This window comes from Acinetobacter modestus (genome assembly GCF_014636095.1).
Taxonomy (GTDB): Bacteria; Pseudomonadota; Gammaproteobacteria; order Pseudomonadales; family Moraxellaceae; genus Acinetobacter; species Acinetobacter modestus.
Map to the genome: position 1 here is coordinate 481,497 of NZ_BMDV01000002.1, position 18,779 is coordinate 500,275.

Below are 18,779 nucleotides of genomic sequence, written 5' to 3' on the forward strand. Positions count from 1 at the left end.
TAGACTGTTCTGAACAGTCTATTTTTACAAAATCACAAATCTTTAATTTAGGACTTGCCAAACATTCCAACGTTTCCCAGATTCAACTTCTTTGATGAGTTGATCTGCAACTTCGGCTTCATCAGGATAATTAATTTTATAATTTTTGAGTGTTTGAATGGCATTTTTCTTTTGCTCTAACCAGAGATAGTTATTTGCAGCAGAAAGATAAGCTTCTTGTACACCGCCTTTAATCGCTTTATCTAGATATGGAATCGCTTCACGTTGACCACCACCTTCAGATAGACCAAAGCCAAACCAGAAATTAGTTTCAGGGTCATTTGGGCTAATCGCAAGAATACGCTGTGCGTAGTTGAGTGATTTGGTTGTATAAGCTGTACCTAAGTCCATATTACGTGCCATCACACTTGCTTTAAATGCACGAGTAAGTACATCCAGAGAAGCATTTGGCTTTTCTGCTAAAGCATCAAGTTTCTGTGTAATTTCACGAAGTTTTGCCTCATAACCTTTGCGTTCTTGGCGTTCCGTAAAACGTGGTGGGTAGTGACGCGCTTTACCTTCAACCAATTGAAGAAAATCATCAATTTCAGTGACATCTACTTCATTATCACCAGCAAGTACCGCATATTTCATATTACGTTGCTTTTGATCAGTCGTAGGGATAATTAATTTATTCACCTCAAGGGTGGTTGATTTTGATGGGTCACCTTGAAGTGAAACAACCATTTTTGTTACAGGTTGAGCCGATGCATCTTTAATTGCAACTTCAAAGCTTGGCGGGGCATCATATTTAACTGGATTTAAAGCATAAAATGGGGGAGTTGGATCAGGTTCTTTGAATACAAAAGGTTCAGCAGCTTTTTCTTTTTTTATTGGCGTAGTACCACAAGCTGTTAAAAAAGAAGTTGAAAGTACAAGAAGTGCCAAAGGCTTAAAATTCATGCTTTATATCCATTAATTTTAGTTAAATGAGAAGTAGATCGTTGGTTTTACCAGTTTAGGAGAAGCAAAACCAACTTGCAATGAGAAGCTTGTTACATTTTTTATAAATTGGATTAGATCGAAGAAGTTTTGTTCTGAGCTTCACACTCACGTCTAACTTCTTCAATAATTTTAAGTTCTTCTTTACTTAATGGCTGATTTTTTGAAGTTTGTGGTTTAAAAGTCGGATCTAATTCTGAGAGTCGCTGACATAAGATATTCATACGCTTTTCATTTTTTTGCATACGATCCAATAAAACTCGAATCCCTTCTAAGATTGGATCAGATTGGTCTTGCGTGGTTGCATAGGGTTGGAAACCAATACTTTCAGCATAATCACGACGACTTACTTCATCTGGTTCAATCTGATTCTTGTCTTTAAATATATAGCGTGCAGGGTTGCCAACAGCCGTTACACCCTCAGGAACCTCTTTGGTGATGACTGCATTTGAGCCAACTTTAGCACCTTTATGTACGGTAAATGGTCCTAGAATCTTTGCTCCAGCCCCAACAACGACCCCATCCTCGAGTGTCGGGTGACGTTTTCCTTTATTCCATGTTGTGCCACCTAGAGTCACGCCATGATAAAGCGTGACATCATCACCAATTTCAGCTGTTTCACCAATGACAACACCCATGCCATGATCGATAAAAAAGCGTTTACCAATTTTTGCGCCAGGATGGATTTCAACTCCTGTTGCAAAGCGGCTAAATGATGAGAGTAAACGTGCTGTACCTTTGTACTCTTTTTTCCAAAGCTCATGTGCCATACGATGCATGATCAAAGCATGAATACCTGGATAGGTAGTTAGAACTTCGAGTGTATTTCGAGCAGCAGGATCACGTGCAAATACAGCCTCGATATCTTCTTTAAGCTGTTTAATCATTGGCATGATCCTCCGAATTGGTTTGTTTCCATGAGCCTTTGGCTAAAGCCTGCACGCGGCTGAAAATTCCGCGCAATAAATGATATTCCATACGATCTAATTGTATCCTTCCGAATAATCGACGCAAGCGTAATGGAAGTAAACGAGGATTATTTGGATCTAAAAATTCGATTTCAGTCAGCATTTTTTCTAGATGAGGATAGAATTCTTCCATTTGTTTTTGTGTTACTAATGGCTCATCCCATTCCATGCTCTGTTGTTGTTTAAGTTGCATGTGATCATCTGGAACAACAGTCGTTTGTTGCGTATTTTGTTCGAGTGCAGCCATTCTCAACTCATAACAGATGACTTGAATCGCTTGTGCGACATTTAAAACACCATACTCAGGATTAACTGGGATGGTTAAGTGATAATTGGCTAAAGCAAGTTCTTCATTGGTGAGACCACGGTCTTCACGACCAAAAACAATAGCGATATTTTGTTGTTGAGTTGCGGCTTGTAATGCTTCTTTTGCTGCAGGACGTACGTCCAGTAACGGCCATGGAATGGTACGGCTACGTGCGCTAGTTCCAAACACGAGATGACAGTCTTGAATAGCTTGCTCTAAAGTATCAACGATCTCAATTTTTTCAACTAAATCCTGTGCACCCGCGGCTAAAGCATCAATATCAGGGTGTGGATAGGTTTTAGGCGCAACTAAAACGAGTTGAGATAAACCCATAGTTTTCATTGCGCGTAAGGCACTACCAATATTGGCTGGTAGGGTAGTATTGACCATAACAATGCGCACATGATCCAAGTGTTTGGACACGTTATTTGAGTCAAACAGATTCATATATCATCCAAAATTAAGAGTATTGAGAGATTTCAGCTTGATACAGATCAAGCGCTTCATCCATAGACATGTTTTCGGGTGGTGGTGCAACTGTCGTTACTTTAGGTGCTTCTGCTACCTTTGCAGCTTTTGACTTCACTTGATATTCAATAAAAATCGCGTCCTTACCAAAATAATCACGTAGCTTGCCTAGCAATTCATCTAAAGGTGCGACTTTCCATTGCGGACCTAGATGCAACTCTGCTGTCGCAAAGCTTTGTTCAAGTTGGATTTGTAAAGCAATATGCTGACACATATCGACATTGCAATAAGGTAATAAAATTGCCTGTAGATCTTTGGCTAAAGATTTGGTCATTAAATCTTGAGGAAGACGAATTTGAATACTTTGGGCACGCTTTTGGCGGATTTCATTTAAATTAAACGCTTTACTTAAACGTGCCATTGGGCGGTCAAAGTCTTCACGTTCGTAGATTTCGCCTTCGATAACAATTACTTGTTCTAGACGAACGATTTCTTTATAACGTTGAAAACGTTCATGATTGCAGCTGATTTCAACACGAGCAGTGCCATCATCTAGTGTAATCATGATACGGTTCGGGAAGTTGGCAATATCAACGACTAAACCAGCAAAGACGGTCGTGACACCACGACGAGTAGGTGTTAGTTCATTTAATTTTGCTGGAATAAACGATTTTAATTCTGGACGATAGACATCAATCGGATGACCAGTGAGATACAATCCAAGCGTATCTTTTTCACCTTTGAGACGAACTTCGTCTGACCACGGTTTCACAGGTTTAGCAGGTTTGCGTTGAACCTCTTCCACTTCACCAAATAAATCCATGATACCCGTTTCGCGGTTACTTCGTGCTTGTTCAGCCGCTTGAACAGCTTCAGGTAATTGAGCCATTAAGCTTGAGCGTTCAATACCTAAACAATCCAACGCACCCGCACGAATTAAGGCTTCTAAGGTACGCTTATTGATCTTTTTCAGGTCGATTCGATGACAGAAATCGAATAAATCCTTGTATGGACCTTCATTAATACGTGAGTCGATGACTGATTGCATCGCTTGTTCGCCGACACCTTTAATTGCACCGAGACCATAAACAATAGTTTTCTCATCACTGGCATGGAAATGATACAAAGACATATTTACGGAAGGCGGTAGCACTTCTAATTTATTATTACGGCAGTCATCAATTAAGAATACGATACTGTCAGTATTCTGCATTTCTGATGATAAAACCGCTGCCATAAATTCTGATGGATAATGTGCTTTTAGCCATGCAGTGTGATAGGCAACAAGGGCATAGGCTGCGGCATGTGATTTGTTAAATCCATAACCTGCGAACTTTTCCATATAGTCGAAGATATGGTTTGCTGTTGCTTCATCAATCTCTTTTTTTGCAGCACCTTCAATAAAGATTTGGCGCTGTTTAACCATTTCTTCAGGTTTCTTTTTACCCATGGCACGGCGAAGTAAATCTGCACCACCAAGCGTATAGCCTGCGCAGAACTGTGCTGCCTGCATCACCTGTTCTTGGTAAACCATAATCCCATAGGTAGGTTCCAATACACCTTCAAGCAATGGATGTAAATATTCGAACTCACCACCATGCATACGATGGATAAAGTCTGGAATTAGATCCATTGGACCAGGACGGTATAAAGAAACGAAGGCAATAATTTCTTCAAATTTACTCGGTCTTGCTTCCTTGAGCATTTTTTTCATGCCAACGGATTCAAACTGGAACACCGCAGTTGTATTTGCGTCCGCAAAGACTAAATAAGCGTCCTTGTCATCTAATGGAACATTTGCAATTTCGAGAGGAATTTCAGATTTGATTCTTTTATTAATATTTTGAACTGCATCTTCAATAACTGTGAGGTTACGCAAACCTAAGAAGTCAAATTTAACCAGACCTGCAGCTTCAACATCATCTTTATCGTATTGAGCAACACGACTTGTTCCATCTGCTTCACACAGTACCGCTGAATAATCGGTAATTTTTCCAGGTGCAATGACTACACCACCTGCGTGTTTCCCGGTATTTCGTGTAATGCCTTCGAGCTTAAGTGCCATTTCCCAAATTTCAGCAGCATCATCATTATCAGGATTTGATGGGTTGGTCACGATGTCTTTGAGCTGTGGTTCCATATCAATCGCAGTGACTAGATCAACGCCAAGCGGCTTGGTTGGAATCATTTTGGAAATACGGTCAGCCAGACCGTAAGATTTGCCTAGAACTCGTGCAACATCTCGGATTGCACCTTTTGCAGCCATCGTACCAAAAGTCGCAATCTGTGAAACGGCTTCACGACCGTAGTTTTGTGCGACATATTCGATCACTCGGTCACGACCTGCAATACAGAAATCGACGTCAAAATCGGGCATTGAGACACGTTCAGGGTTTAAGAAACGTTCGAAAAGCAAATCATAACGTAATGGATCAAGATCGGTAATTTTTAAACTGTAGGCAACTAATGAACCAGCACCAGAACCACGACCAGGACCTACTGGCACACCATTATTTTTGGCCCATTGAATAAAGTCCATGACAATCAGGAAGTAACCCGGGAAACCCATTTTTAAAATAATATCAACTTCGTACTTGATACGATCATCATAAGGTTTACGAATTTCAGCCCAATCTTTATCACGTTCAGCAATAGGGTAAAGGTGATTTAAGCGTTCCTCTAAACCTGTACGAGATAAATGTTCGAAATAGGTGTCGATGGTATAACCATCTGGGATCGGGAAATCAGGTAAGAAATAAGTACCGAGCTGTAAGGCAACATTACAACGTTTGGCAATCTGATAAGTATTTTCAATTGCACTTGGGATGTCTGAAAATAGTTCAGACATTTGCTCACCAGTTTTAAAATACTGTTCAGAACTATAATTTTTAGGACGTTTATCGTCGCCAAGTACATAACCATCGGCAATACACACACGTGCTTCATGTGCTTCAAAATCATCTTGTTCAACAAAGTGAACATCATTATGTGCAACGACACCAATTTGATATTTAGCAGCGAGTTTAACGGCTTGTTGAATAAAATCTTCTTCACCAACACGTTCAGTACGTGTTAATGCTAAATAAACACGATTACCAAACTTTTCAATCCATGCTTCTAATAAAGGTTCTGCTTTTTGTGGATTGGATGAACAAAGCATTTTGCCAACATCACTATGCTGTCCAAGCAATACAATTAAATCTTCTGATTGTTCAAGTATCCATTCTTTTTGTACGCATGGGATACTAAGTTGTTGTCCTTCAATAAAGCCCCGAGATACGATTTCGGTTAGATTTCGCCAACCTTTACTGCTCATAGCTAATAAGGTTGCGCGATGCTCTGCGTCATTCAGTCGAATTACACTGCCTAAAACAGGTTTAATGCCTTTTTTTAAACAAGCTTCATAAAATTTCACCGCAGCGTGCAAGTTGGATAAGTCTGTTAATGCAAGCGCAGGCATGTCATCTTTAACGGCAGCTTTGACCAAATCAGGTATGCGAACAATCGATTCCGTAATCGAAAATTCTGTATGGATACCGAGATGAACAAACCGCATAGAAGGACTATCCTTTTTCAAAGCAATGCATAGTTTAGCATGCAAACCGAAAATGGCATGCTTAATATTTTGGCAAACTGTCTATTTGTGTTGTGCTTTTTATAAATTAATAAAAATTAACTTTTGATTTATATGGAAATATAAATATACATTTACTTAAGTTGTTTAACCGCTAGAATGTATCTGCATAAAAATGTACCAAAGCAGGTTCAAGAATGAAATTAAAGAATATCGTATTTTCAATATTATTAAGTATGAGCGCAATTTCTTTAGCTCAAGCTGAGGATGTATCTTTTAGTCAAGAACTCGTTCAACAAGCAAAAAGTGGTGATGCGATTGCCCAAAATAATCTTGGAGATGCTTATTATTATGGAAATGATGTCGATCAAGATTTTGGTAAAGCATTAGAGTGGTTCAAAAAGGCGGCTGCAAAGGGAAATGCTGATGCAATTTTTTCCGTAGGGTATATGTATGATTATGGCGAAGGGACTGAAGAAGATAATCCCACAGCGTTAAAGTGGTATACACAGGCGGCACAAAAAGGGCAATTATACGCGCAGTATTATTTAGGTTTTTTATACCTCTATGGTGATGATGGCGTTAGTATTAATACTAAAAAGGGGTTGGAATGGATGACAAAATCTGCTGATGCGGGATTGGATCTTGCACAAGCTGAATTAGGTCATTTATATAGTGATGGGAATGATGAAGTCGCTCAGGACCTTAAAAAAGCATTACATTACTATCAGTTAGCTGTAAAGCAAGATGAATCTTCAGCAATTAACAATCTTGGTATTTTCTATTTGGAAGGCAAAGCAGGCTTAAAGCAAGATTATAAAGAAGCTTTACGTCTGTTTACGTTAGCCTCTAAAGCCGAAAATGGCTTAGGTTCGTCTAATATTGCTTATGTTTATGAAGAAGGTAAGGGTGTTGAAAAAAATTATAAAAAAGCTGCAGAATATTATGCGCTTGCGGTAGAGCAGGGTGAAAATGAAGCATTGTTGGATTTGGCGCGTTTATATGAAAATGGCGGTTTTGGCTTAGCTAAGAATTTAAAGAAGTCGAAAGAGTATGAAGCGCAGTGGGATGAGTTGCAAACTGAGAAAAATTAATTTTTAAAATGTTATAAAAGCAAAGAAGTATAGGTGACTCTTTGCTTTTATATTTATCTAGAAATGAAAAAATTGATAAATTATTCAGTCTATTAAGACACTTGAGTAGAATAAATTTTCATATATACCAGAAAAGCATTTCGAGCATATAATTTGGAGCAGCAAGGAGATGCAGCTAGAGAGGTTTATTATGGGAAAATTCAAAATATTATTCTAGGGAGGTGAACAGAAAATGAAATATATTAGAATTTCCTTATTTTTGTAGCTGCTATTCTAATTAGTTCATGTAGTTATGTTGGTGAAATAAATGTTTATGGAAATTTAAACCAAGGGGTGTTTTTTAAAGTTATTCCAAGGAATGAAAGTTTTTTAAGTTTATTTAAAATCTATCAGATTGATGTAACTACTGAGAAAAGAAATAATTTGGGCTTGGTGGAAAATGTATGGAGCATAACAAGTGATGGACAAAAGATAGATGAATTTAAATATGGATTTCTACCAAAAGGTTTTTCAGAAAATAGAAAAGCACACAACTTAAACGTTGATACTATATATACTGTGTCAATAGATGGTTCAATGACACTAGGCCCATTTTCTGCTATATCTTGTTTTTATATAGATGAAAATAAAATTGCTAGAATAATAAGTTGCTAGATTTTTTATTTTTCACCTATATTAATATTGGATTTTAAGCTAAATGGAGGAGAGGAGTTTAAATGTTAATTTTTATAGAAATTTTACTTCTATGTTTGGTAAGTTCTTTTTGTTATGGAATAGACTTTAAAAAAGATTTTTTAGCTACTTCATATCCTTTATCAGCAACTCAGAATATTGACGATACTATAATTCCTATAAATACGATAAAAATGAAGAAAGTTATAAAAAAAATATCAACTTTAAGATCTGGAGACAGTAGCTCTACAGTTGTTAAAAAATAGGTTATCAACCTGATACATATTTTATAGCACCAAATAAGAGTCTTAAATCTTCATCTCATCACTTAATTATGAGTTATATTTTTTCTCGCCAACCCAATAAGATGAACAAGCTGGTTGTCGATGAATTATCGATGATGCTTATCTTTTCTAAAGATGATAAACTTATTTCTGTAATAGATAATTCTATATTAGATCATCCAAAAGAAATTCCTATTCAATGATAAATTTTAATAATATTATTTATTAATTAAATATAAGAGATGAATGAAGTTAATGGTTAAAGCGGATTAAAATTATAGATAGAATTGTGATATTTAATTAAATAAAATTTTACAAGGATAGTTAAGTGAATATTAAATTTATTAAAATAGGGTTGGTACTATTTAGTATAGTATGCATTATTGCTTCATGTTATTTGAATAAATTTTCAGAATCAGCCAAAAGAGAGTCTGAGCAACGAAATTTACTAGGAGTTAAATATTTCTCCAAGGCTAAGATAAAAGGAAAGGTAAAAGAAATAAATTTTATAGAGGATAGAGAAATATATGCATATGATATTATGGTTATAGGTGATGTTGATAATATGTTGAAGATCAATCCAACATATTTGTTTGTATATTATGATAAGGGTGATAATATGAAAATGTTAACTATTTATCTAAGTTCGAGTCTTAATATTAAAGTTGGTCAAACTATCTGTAAAGATGAAAATAGTTTATATTTTTATCCTTGTTAAATTTTAAGTAAACTAGCTAAATAGTGGTTAATATAGTAAATTCTAATTAAATTACTCTAAGCCATTAACTTGATTATGTCTCTTAAAAAAGGAAGCGATTTGCTTCCTTTTTTATTACTAATTTTGCTTAACGCATCTTTGCCAAGAAACGGCTTAAACGATTAATTGCTTCACGTAGCTCATTTTCAGCAGGTAAGAACACTACACGGAAATGATCTGGTGTTGGCCAATTAAAACCTGTGCCTTGAACCAATAAAACTTTTTCAGCTTTTAATAGATCTAACATCAGTTTTTCATCATCTTCAACTGGATAAATCTCAGGATCAAGTTTTGGGAAACAGTACATTGCTCCGTCAGGCTTAACACAACTTACACCAGGAATCTCATTTAACATTTCCCATGCAATATTACGCTGTTCATACAGACGACCGCCTGGACGAATTAAATCATTGATAGACTGATAACCACCGAGTGCAGTTTGAATTGCATATTGTGCTTGATGATTTGCACACAAACGCATTGAAGCAAGCATGTCTAAACCTTCAATATAGTCTGCAGCACGTGATTTATCACCTGTGATCGCCATCCAACCTGCACGATAACCAGCAATACGATAGGCTTTTGATAAACCATTAAATGAAATGCAAAGTTGATCGCCAGCTAAAGCTGCAACTGCAACATGCTCAATGCCGTCATAAACAATTTTGTCGTAGATTTCATCTGCAAACAAAATTAAGTCATGCTTTTTAGCTAAAGCAACAATTTGCTCCAATACATGACGAGGGTAAACAGAACCTGTTGGATTGTTTGGATTGATAATAACAATACCACGCGTATTTGCTGTGATTTTGCTTTCCATATCCGCAAGATCTGGATACCAATAGTTTTCTTCATCACATTTATAATGAACAGCTTTACCGCCAGACAGATTGACTGCTGCCGTCCATAATGGATAGTCAGGCATAGGAACGAGCATTTCATCGCCGTCGTTCAATAAACCTTGCATTGCCATCACAATCAGTTCCGACACGCCATTTCCAACATACACATCATTAACGTGCATATCAAAAACGCCTTTTTGCTGATAATACTGGCAAATGGCTTTACGCGCAGGGAAAATCCCTTTGGAGTCTGTATAACCAATCGCATTCGGTAGGTTTAATGCAACATCATTAATAATTTCTTGTGGAGCTTCAAAACCAAAAGGTGCAGGGTTGCCGATATTGAGCTTAATGATTTTGTGTCCTTGCTCCTCCATTTCATTGGCGGCGCGTAATACTGGTCCACGAATGTCGTAGCAAACATGCTCAAGTTTCGATGATTTCTTAATTTCACGACTTGATTGAGCAGAGTGGGGTGTAACAGTATTTTTAGACATATCTGGATTCACTTTTGCATATCGGTATAAATAACTTTTAAAGGTTTCGACACTTACCAAATCTAGATCATGTTGATCTCTAAGTAATTCAACAATTTTTTCATAGGTAAAACCTGATTGTTGATATTGTTTGATTGTTGGTAAGAGTTTTTGAAAAACCACACTTTTTTTCTGAGACATTTTTTGTCCTATACAACCGTGCCAAACAAGAATAACACTATCTTTGCTTACGAGAAAGATAGTTTTGTTAAAATTTGCTTACCTTTAAATTTTAAATTGCTATCTTTTTGCTATTAAAAATTAATGCTTAAATTTCACTAAATTGTACGTTATGAGACTAGAGTTTTTGTTATGAATGGCGTAAATATAAAACCTGATCATCGAGATATTTTTAACATCAGAATAAAAGGTGTAGGTTATGGGAAAAGTCAATAAAACAGACCGGGAATGGCAAAGAGAACTATCACCAGAAGAATATCGCATTACTCGTCAGAAAGGCACAGAACCAGCATTTACAGGACAATATTGGAATAACAAACAGCATGGTATTTATGTCTGCCGATGTTGTGGTGCAGAACTCTTTTCATCTGAAACGAAATACGATAGCGGTTGCGGATGGCCAAGTTTTTATAGACCAATTGATGGCATTGCAATAGAAGAACATGAAGATTTATCGCATGGTATGGTCAGAACGGAAATTGTCTGCCATGATTGCGATGCACATTTGGGTCATGTGTTTGAGGATGGCCCACAGCCGACAGGACTGCGTTATTGCGTGAATTCGGCATCATTACAACTTAAAACAGAAGAAAAGAATGACGAGGAAACCTATCCATGAGTAACATTTATCAGTTTGAAGCTGAATTGTTAGAGGGAGAAACAAAAGCGCTCGCTGATTATAAAGGCAAGGTCATGCTGATTGTAAATACTGCAAGTAAGTGTGGTTTTACACCACAATTTGCAGGACTTGAAAAGTTGCATGAAAAATATAAAGCCCAAGGCTTAGAAGTATTAGGATTTCCTTGTAACCAATTTGGTGGTCAGGATCCCGGCACGAATAAAGAAATTGGCGCATTCTGTCAAAGAAATTATGGTGTAAGTTTTCCAATGTTTGCAAAGGTCGATGTAAAAGGTCCTGAAGCACATGTTATTTTTCGATTTCTAACGCGTGAAGCGAAAGGCATCTTAGGTAGTCGCAATATCAAATGGAACTTTACCAAGTTTCTTGTTGGGCGTAATGGCGAAGTTTTAGGGCGTTATGCTCCGACGACTAAACCAGATGCCTTAGAAGCAGATATTGAAAAAGCATTAGCAAAAAAATAATATTGAGCAACAAAAAAGACGGTCATTTGACCGTCTTTTTTGTTGAATATTGCTTAAGCCTGTTCAATTGATGTGGGCTTTGTTTTTCTAAAGCTGTGTAGTTTACGATTGATATCATCAATGAACGTATAGACTACAGGAATAACCAATAACGATAAGAAGGTACTGGTAATTAACCCGCCAATAACAGAAATTGCCATTGGTGCACGGAAACTCGGATCTGTTCCGATACCCAACGCAATCGGTAACATACCTGCACCCATCGCTAGAGTTGTCATGATAATTGGGCGTGCTCGCTTATGACAGGCATCCAACAACGCATTCAACCGAGAATAATCTTTTTCCTTTCTCGCGATAATTGCGTAATCGACCAATAGAATCGAGTTTTTACTTGCAATTCCCATTAACATAATCAAACCGATCAAACTTGGCATCGAGAAGCTACTTTTTGCTAAAAGTAATAGTACGAATGCTCCACCGAGTGATAGAGGTAGAGCGACCAGAATAGTGATCGGTTGTAGGAAGTCTTTAAATAAAAGAACAAGAACAACGTAGATACACAATACACCTGTCAACATTGCTAAACCAAAGCTTGAGAATAACTCTTGCATGACTTCAGCATCACCAATATTGGTGCGTTTAACCGTTGGCGGTAGATTTTTCATGGTTGGGAGTTGGTCAACTTTAGCAGCAATATCACCTAATGGTTGATTATTCAGTTCGATATTAAAATTGATATTACGCAAACGATTGAAGCGATCAATTTGCGATGGTCCACTTTCAATATTGACATCTGCAATCGTCCCTAACATAACAGGACCGTGACTGCCTTTGATCATTAAGCGTTTCATTAACTCTTGATCTTGGCGAGCAGCCAAAGGCAGTTTAATCACAACAGGAACCTGACGTTGAGATAAGTTTAATTTAGCCAAGTTTTGATCAAAATCGCCAGCCGTGGCGATACGCAAAGTTTCAGCAATATCGTAGGTGGTCACACCTAAATCTGCAGCTTTCGCAAAATCAGGACGAATTACCAGTTCAGGGCGAATTAAAGCCGCGCTTGAAGTAATACTCCCAATATTTGGAATAGTACGTAATTCTCGTTCAAGCTTACGTGCTGTAGACATTAAAGCTTCAGGATCATCACCTGAAAGAGCAAGTTGGTACTGGCTATTATTTCCAGCTAAACCAACTTGTATTCGAGCACCCGGCAATGGAGCTAAACGCTGACGAATCTGATTTTCAATCTCTTGTAAACTTGCACTACGATCAGAACGTCCAGTAATCTGAATGGTTAATGTTGCTTTTCTTGGTTCGCTGGAAGCGCCACCTGAAAAAGGATCTGTTCCTGCTGCACCACCACCAATTGTTGTGTATATACTTTTGATTTCAGGATGATCTTTAATCAGATTGCGTGCGTATTCTGCTGTTTTTAAGGTATCAACAAATTGCGAACCGGGTGCAAGCTCTAAACGAACTTGAGTCTGTCCTGTATCTGGTGGTGGAACGAAACCCGTAGGTAGTAAAGGAATTAGCATCACTGAGCCAACAAAAAAGGCAATTGCTCCAAATAAAGTGACCCAACGATGATTTAAACACCATGTGACTAAACGCATATAGCCACGCATGACACGTCCATCGTTGGCGCGATCTTTAGCTAATTTTGTTGTACCATGATCTAGTTTTGATTGCTTATCTAAAGTTTCATCTTGCTTTTCAACTTGACCAATCCATGGTTTTAAAATGTAAGCAGACATCATTGGTGTAAGCAGGCGTGCAACTAATAGAGAAGCAAAAATTGCCAATGCAGCCGTCCAACCGAATTGAACAAAGAACTTACCTGCAATTCCACTCATAAACGCTGTTGGTAAAAATACTGCAATTAACGTGAAGGTGGTTGCAATGACCGCTAGACCAATTTCATCCGCTGCTTCCATTGCTGCTTCATACGGGGTTTTTCCCATTCGCAAATGCCGAATAATATTTTCAATTTCTACAATCGCATCATCAACTAGGATACCAACCACTAATGACATGGCGAGTAAGGTCACTGTATTTAGGGTAAATCCGAAGTAATACATCCCAATCAGGGCGGGTAATATAGACAGTGGTAGGGCAGTTGCAGCGATAATTGTTGCACGCCAATCACGTAAAAATAGCCAAACCACCAAGATTGCTAAAATTGCCCCTTCATAAAGAAGCGACATCGAACCTTTATAGTTATCGGCAACTGGTTTAACAAAGTTAAAAGCTTCTGTAATTTTAATATCAGGATGTGAGGCTTTCAGTTTTTCTAGTGCTTGAGCTACACCTTTTTCAACATCGACTTCACTGGCACCTTTGCTACGAGTAATTTCAAAACCAATGACAGGTTTACCATTCAATAGCGCAGCAGAGCGTCGTTCTGCAATTCCATCACGAATAGATGCAACTTGATCAAGGCGAATATGGCGACCATCACTGAGCGCAAGATCCATTGCACCAATCTCTGCAGCCGTTTTGACGGTTGCAATAGTACGAATTGATTGTTCGCTGCCCCCAATTTTGGTTTGACCGCCTGAGGCATCTTGCTGAATCAAGCGTAATTGACGAGTAATATCGGTAGCAGTTGCATTTAATGCCAGTAATTTTTCAGGGTCGAGTTCAACTTCAACTTGACGAGTCACACCACCTACACGGGCAACGGCACCCACACCTTTCACTTGTAACATGGCACGTGCAATATCATAGTCAACGAACCATGACAGTGCTTCTTCATCCATTTTCGGTGATTGAATGGTGTAGGTGAGAATTGGCGAGCCTGATAAATTGATTTTACTAACAATCGGATCTCTCAAATCAGCAGGTAAATCGGATCTCACCTGTGATACAGCATTACGAACATCATCAACCGCTTCTTGTAGCGGTTTTTCGAGTTGAAATTCTGCTGTAACCGTAACAACACCATCTTGAATATTGGTGTATTGATTTCTTAAACCTTGCAAAGTCGCAATGGAGTTTTCAATCTTACGTGCAACTTCGGTCTCAAGTTGAGGGGGGGCTGCGCCGGGTAATGCCGCAGTTACTGTGACCATCGGAAGTTCAATGTCCGGGAATTGTTGTATTTTCATCCAGTGAAAACATAACAATCCTGCCAAACCGAGCATGATAAATAATAAAATGCCCGGAATTGGATTGCGGATTGACCAAGCAGAGAAATTCATTTTATTTCTCCTGTGTATTCACAAGTTGTTTGGTCAGTGGGGTATCAGGTATGTCTTTGGCAACAGTAACTAAATCTCCATCAGTTAAGAAACCTGTTCCAGAGGAAACCAATTTTACTTGTGTTGGTAAATCCATGATTTCTACACGATCACCTAGACGGCGACCTATAGTGACTTTTTGTTGTGTTACACGATTATTTTGATCAACAATAAAAACATAAGAAAAACCATCCCGCAGCAATAATGCTGTTTGTGGAATGGTTAATGCTGGTTTCTCACCTAAATCAAATTCACCTTTCACAAACATTCCCATACGAACAGCTTGAGTCGTTGGAATATCGACATAAACCAGACCATAACGAGTTTGTGGGTCAATCACAGGTGCTATCATTCGAACCTTGCCTGTAACCGTCGCTTGGGCAGGATCAGGAGAAATGATTCGTGCAGTCATCCCTTGTTTAAGTTTATATAAATCAGAAGAAGTGACTTCGGCACGCCATTCGAGTCGATGGTCACGAATCAAACGGAATAATTCTTGCCCTGTTTGTGCTAAAGATCCAACCGTGGCAGTTCGTGCTGAAATAACACCATTATCAGGTGAAACCACTTGAGTTTGAGCTAAGCGTAATTGATTACTTTCAATTTGAGCTTTAGCTGCATCAAGACGAGCTTGTGCAGTCGCTTGTGAGGTTTGATATTGCGTGGATTCTTGAGCAGAAATTGCACCCGTATTTTTAAGCTGTTGAATACGTTTGTTATTGGTAATCGCATCAGCTAAAACAGCTTGTGCTTCAGCATAACTTGCCTGAGCTGCTGCGAGGTCAGCACGTATTGTTTCACTGTTGATTTCAGCTAAAACTTGACCGCGTTTCACCTCATCACCAACATTCACATTGACACGAGTAAGCCGTTGACCTGATAGCTCGCTCCCAATGACAACTTCCTGCCACGCTGCAATGTTTCCATTTGCGGTAAAGCTTTGTTTCCAATTTTGCTGTTCAGGTTGAACAACCGTCACCGTCAGGGCTGCTTTTTGTTCTGCTGAATTTGCCCCTTTGCGCTTTTCCATATTTGCTGAGTTTTTGGCTTTATTTGTTTGCCAAAACATGATTGCAATAATTAAAAAAACAACAATGATCGCTAAAATAAACCAAATTTTTTTCTTAGTTTTCTGGGGAGTTTGAGAAGCCATCTTTCCATAATCGCCAAATATTGATGACCTAAGTATAGACGAAGATTTCAACAGATGGTCAATAGTAAACTGACAGATGAAAAAATTAATAAAGGGTGAGTTTCAACACAATATAATAGGATACGGCTTATAAAGTGATCACTCGCTATAATTTCAGATTGCTATAAAGGAAGTAAGCGATTAGTCACCACGCTTTTCATTACAATCGTGGAGGTAAGGCGCTGTACATTCGGTAAAGCAGACAGACTGTCGTCATAAAGTTTTTGAAAACTTGCCAGATCTTTGGTCACTACATGCAACAAATAATCAGGATTGCCAAACAGTCGCTGTGCTTGAATCACATTGGCAATTTCACTGACCTTTTCTTCAAAGCTAGACAAAGCCCGCTTATCACCATCTTTTAAAGTCACAAAAATAATTGCCGCAAAATTAAAGCCAATTTGAGAGGCTTCAAGGTCGGCATGATAGCCTTTAATGACCCCAGATTCTTCTAAAGCTTTCACTCGGCGATGGCAAGGGGATAGACTTAACCCTATTCTTTCAGCCAATTCGGTGATAGATAATCGCCCATTTGCTTGTAGTTCAGCAATAATTTTCTTATCAATGCGATCCATTTGGAATAATCTACCTTTTAGTTTTAAAAACAAGCAAACATTTGGAATAACATTTTAAGCATTAAAGCCTATTCTCTCAAATCTATTTTCACCAAATGGTGAAAAATAATAATGATGACGAGTAGGTGTCTGATATGGATCTAAGTGTAATTTTTGCTTTTTGGTGTGTTTCAATTTTATTTGTTTTAACACCAGGTGCAGATTGGGCTTATGCGATTCTAGCTGGCATAAAGGGGCAGTTTGTTATGACTGCGGTGATGGGCTTAGTGTTGGGACACTTCATGGCTATTTTATGTGTTGCAGCTGGAGTTGGCACTTTGCTTAACCATTATCCTATTCTTTTAAGTACCATGACGATTGCAGGTGCTTGTTACTTATTTTGGATGGGTATAAGTCTATTGATTCGCCCCGCGGTGATTTCAAATGAGACTAAACAAAATCAGTCACTTGAATCTGCTCAATCATGGCTAATTAAGGGCGTGGGGATTAGTGGATTAAACCCTAAAGTGCTGTTGTTGTTCTTTGCTTTATTACCCCCATTTATCCATCCCAAAGTCGCACTTTCCCCAACAGCACAAATTATTGTGTTAGGAATGATTCATTTGCTAAGTTGTGCTGTAGTTTATATTTTGGTTGGAATCGCAGCGAAGAAATTATTAAGTACACGACCTCAGGCTGTAAAAATAGTCAGTCGTATTTCGGGGAGCTTAATGATTTTGATTGCCACCATATTGATGATTGGACAGCTTTCATGAGCTACTGAAGAATCTATACTTTGGCATAGATTCTTCAGCTATTTCATGGATTAAAGAATTGCTTTTAGTCGTTTTACCACTTCTTCACACTGTGCTAAATCTGCGACTAGTGCCATCCTAACGTGTCCTTCGCCCGGATTACCTTGTTCGGTATCACGAGATAAATAGCGACCTGGTAACACCTTAATATGGGCTTTTTCCATCAATATTTTCGCAAAATTTTCATCATTATCAACTTTTAACCAATAATAAAAACCTGCATCAGGTTTTTGTAAAGGTAGTAAATGTCCTAACTCTGTTTGGAATAAATCAAATTTAGCACGGTATTGTTGACGATTTTCTTCTACATGTGCTTCATCATTCCATGCCGCAATCGAAGCCAATTGATGTTGAACAGGCATCGCAGCGCCGTGATAGGTACGATATTGCAAATAAGGTTTTAATAATGCTGCATCACCCGCAACAAATCCAGAACGCATTCCTGGGAGGTTTGAACGTTTAGAAAGGGAATGGAACACGATACAATTTTTATAATCATCACGTCCTATTTCAGCACAAACTTCTAAAAGCCCAATCGGTGCTTCATCAAACCATAACTCTGAATAACATTCATCAGAAGCAATCACAAAACCATATTGATCAGAAAGTGCAATCAACTTTTTGAATTGCTCTTTTGAAAGTACAGTACCTGTTGGATTACCCGGTGTGCAAACGAATAATAATGCTGTGTTTTCCCATACTTCTGCAGGAACGGCATCAAAGTCGCCTAAATAACCATTTTCCTCGGTGCAGTTGATAAAGTAAGGCTTTGCACCTGCCAATAATGCAGCACCTTCATAAATTTGATAGAACGGATTTGGCATCACGATATACGGTGCATCTTCGCGTTTAATTAAGGCTTGCACAAAAGAAAAGATACCTTCACGTGTACCAGAAACAGGCAAAATATGTTCTTCTGCACTAATATGATTCAGTTTGAAACGATTACTAAGCCATTGTGCAATACTTTGGCGCAGTTCGGGTTGCCCTTTACTATTAGGATAAGTCGACAAATGTGCAAAATTATCAATAATAGCTTGTTTAACGAACTCTGGTGCAGGATGTTTTGGTTCACCAATTGATAATGGAATCAATGGTAAATTGGCAGGTTGCACATCTTTAAAAAGTTGATTTAACTTTTCAAAAGGATAGGGATGCAATAAAGACAAGCTGGAGTTCATTTAAACAATTACCCAAAATAAGCGTTAT

General features: G+C 38.2%; 16 protein-coding genes. 7 read left to right on the forward strand and 9 right to left on the reverse strand.

The features are described from left to right. Positions 1-42: 42 nt before the first annotated feature. The 4 genes from IEV17_RS06385 to dnaE all read right to left on the reverse strand — a co-directional run bounded on the left by IEV17_RS06385 (position 43) and on the right by dnaE (position 6,280). Entirely contained in the window at positions 43-942 is a 900-nt protein-coding gene (locus IEV17_RS06385) for an ABUW_2363 family tetratricopeptide repeat lipoprotein (RefSeq protein ID WP_004661546.1), read from the reverse strand. A gap of 113 nt (positions 943-1,055) precedes the next feature. After that, positions 1,056-1,868 carry a serine O-acetyltransferase gene (cysE, locus tag IEV17_RS06390; protein ID WP_004661548.1) on the reverse strand — a complete coding sequence of 271 codons (813 nt, stop codon included), beginning with the start codon at positions 1,866-1,868 and terminating at the stop codon, positions 1,056-1,058. After that, positions 1,861-2,703, reverse strand: a complete 843-nt coding sequence (locus tag IEV17_RS06395; RefSeq protein WP_004661549.1) for an RNA methyltransferase — start codon at positions 2,701-2,703, stop codon at positions 1,861-1,863. The genes cysE and IEV17_RS06395 overlap by 8 nt, the downstream gene beginning before the upstream one ends. A 13-nt stretch (positions 2,704-2,716) precedes the next feature. Next, on the reverse strand, positions 2,717-6,280 hold the full coding sequence (gene dnaE / locus IEV17_RS06400; protein ID WP_004661551.1) for a DNA polymerase III subunit alpha: 3,564 nt from the start codon (positions 6,278-6,280) through the stop codon (positions 2,717-2,719). A 215-nt stretch (positions 6,281-6,495) separates the two neighbouring features. Between dnaE and IEV17_RS06405 the strand changes: the two genes are divergently transcribed. The 4 genes from IEV17_RS06405 (at position 6,496) to IEV17_RS06420 (ending at position 9,066) form a co-directional block, all read left to right on the forward strand. Further along, entirely contained in the window at positions 6,496-7,392 is an 897-nt protein-coding gene (locus tag IEV17_RS06405; protein ID WP_004661552.1) for an SEL1-like repeat protein, read from the forward strand. A 333-nt stretch (positions 7,393-7,725) separates the two neighbouring features. Next, positions 7,726-8,046 carry a hypothetical protein gene (locus IEV17_RS06410; RefSeq protein ID WP_034601249.1) on the forward strand — a complete coding sequence of 107 codons (321 nt, stop codon included), beginning with the start codon at positions 7,726-7,728 and terminating at the stop codon, positions 8,044-8,046. 62 nt (positions 8,047-8,108) lie between these two features. After that, entirely contained in the window at positions 8,109-8,330 is a 222-nt protein-coding gene (locus tag IEV17_RS06415) for a hypothetical protein (protein WP_004661554.1), read from the forward strand. A 346-nt stretch (positions 8,331-8,676) separates the two neighbouring features. Next, positions 8,677-9,066: a hypothetical protein gene (locus IEV17_RS06420; RefSeq protein WP_004661555.1), complete on the forward strand. Its 390-nt coding sequence runs from the start codon at positions 8,677-8,679 to the stop codon at positions 9,064-9,066. 127 nt (positions 9,067-9,193) lie between these two features. Here IEV17_RS06420 and IEV17_RS06425 read toward each other — a convergent pair whose 3' ends face one another. Continuing rightward, complete coding sequence (locus IEV17_RS06425; protein ID WP_004661557.1) at positions 9,194-10,624, reverse strand: pyridoxal phosphate-dependent aminotransferase; 1,431 nt, start codon at positions 10,622-10,624, stop codon at positions 9,194-9,196. A 238-nt stretch (positions 10,625-10,862) separates the two neighbouring features. Here IEV17_RS06425 and msrB point away from each other — a divergent pair, with 238 nt between their 5' ends. Next, a complete protein-coding gene (gene msrB / locus IEV17_RS06430) occupies positions 10,863-11,282 on the forward strand; it encodes a peptide-methionine (R)-S-oxide reductase MsrB (protein WP_004661560.1) in 420 nt (139 codons plus the stop codon). Further along, complete coding sequence (locus tag IEV17_RS06435) at positions 11,279-11,767, forward strand: glutathione peroxidase (protein WP_004661561.1); 489 nt, start codon at positions 11,279-11,281, stop codon at positions 11,765-11,767. Before msrB ends, IEV17_RS06435 begins: the two co-directional genes overlap by 4 nt. Before the next feature lie 53 nt (positions 11,768-11,820). Here IEV17_RS06435 and IEV17_RS06440 read toward each other — a convergent pair whose 3' ends face one another. The 3 genes from IEV17_RS06440 to IEV17_RS06450 form a co-directional block, all read right to left on the reverse strand. Then, entirely contained in the window at positions 11,821-14,970 is a 3,150-nt protein-coding gene (locus IEV17_RS06440) for an efflux RND transporter permease subunit (RefSeq protein ID WP_004661564.1), read from the reverse strand. 1 nt (position 14,971) lies between these two features. Then, positions 14,972-16,162: an efflux RND transporter periplasmic adaptor subunit gene (locus IEV17_RS06445; RefSeq protein ID WP_004661565.1), complete on the reverse strand. Its 1,191-nt coding sequence runs from the start codon at positions 16,160-16,162 to the stop codon at positions 14,972-14,974. Between the two features lie 161 nt (positions 16,163-16,323). Next, the gene (locus IEV17_RS06450; protein WP_004661566.1) at positions 16,324-16,776 is read right to left on the reverse strand and encodes an Lrp/AsnC family transcriptional regulator; all 453 of its coding nucleotides are present in this window, start codon (positions 16,774-16,776) and stop codon (positions 16,324-16,326) included. A gap of 134 nt (positions 16,777-16,910) precedes the next feature. Here IEV17_RS06450 and IEV17_RS06455 point away from each other — a divergent pair, with 134 nt between their 5' ends. Then, positions 16,911-17,531, forward strand: a complete 621-nt coding sequence (locus IEV17_RS06455) for a LysE family translocator (RefSeq protein ID WP_004661567.1) — start codon at positions 16,911-16,913, stop codon at positions 17,529-17,531. A 50-nt stretch (positions 17,532-17,581) separates the two neighbouring features. On the opposite strand, the gene dapC is transcribed toward IEV17_RS06455, so the two are convergent. Further along, entirely contained in the window at positions 17,582-18,751 is a 1,170-nt protein-coding gene (gene dapC / locus IEV17_RS06460) for a succinyldiaminopimelate transaminase (RefSeq protein WP_004661568.1), read from the reverse strand. Between the last annotated feature and the right edge of the window lie 28 nt (positions 18,752-18,779).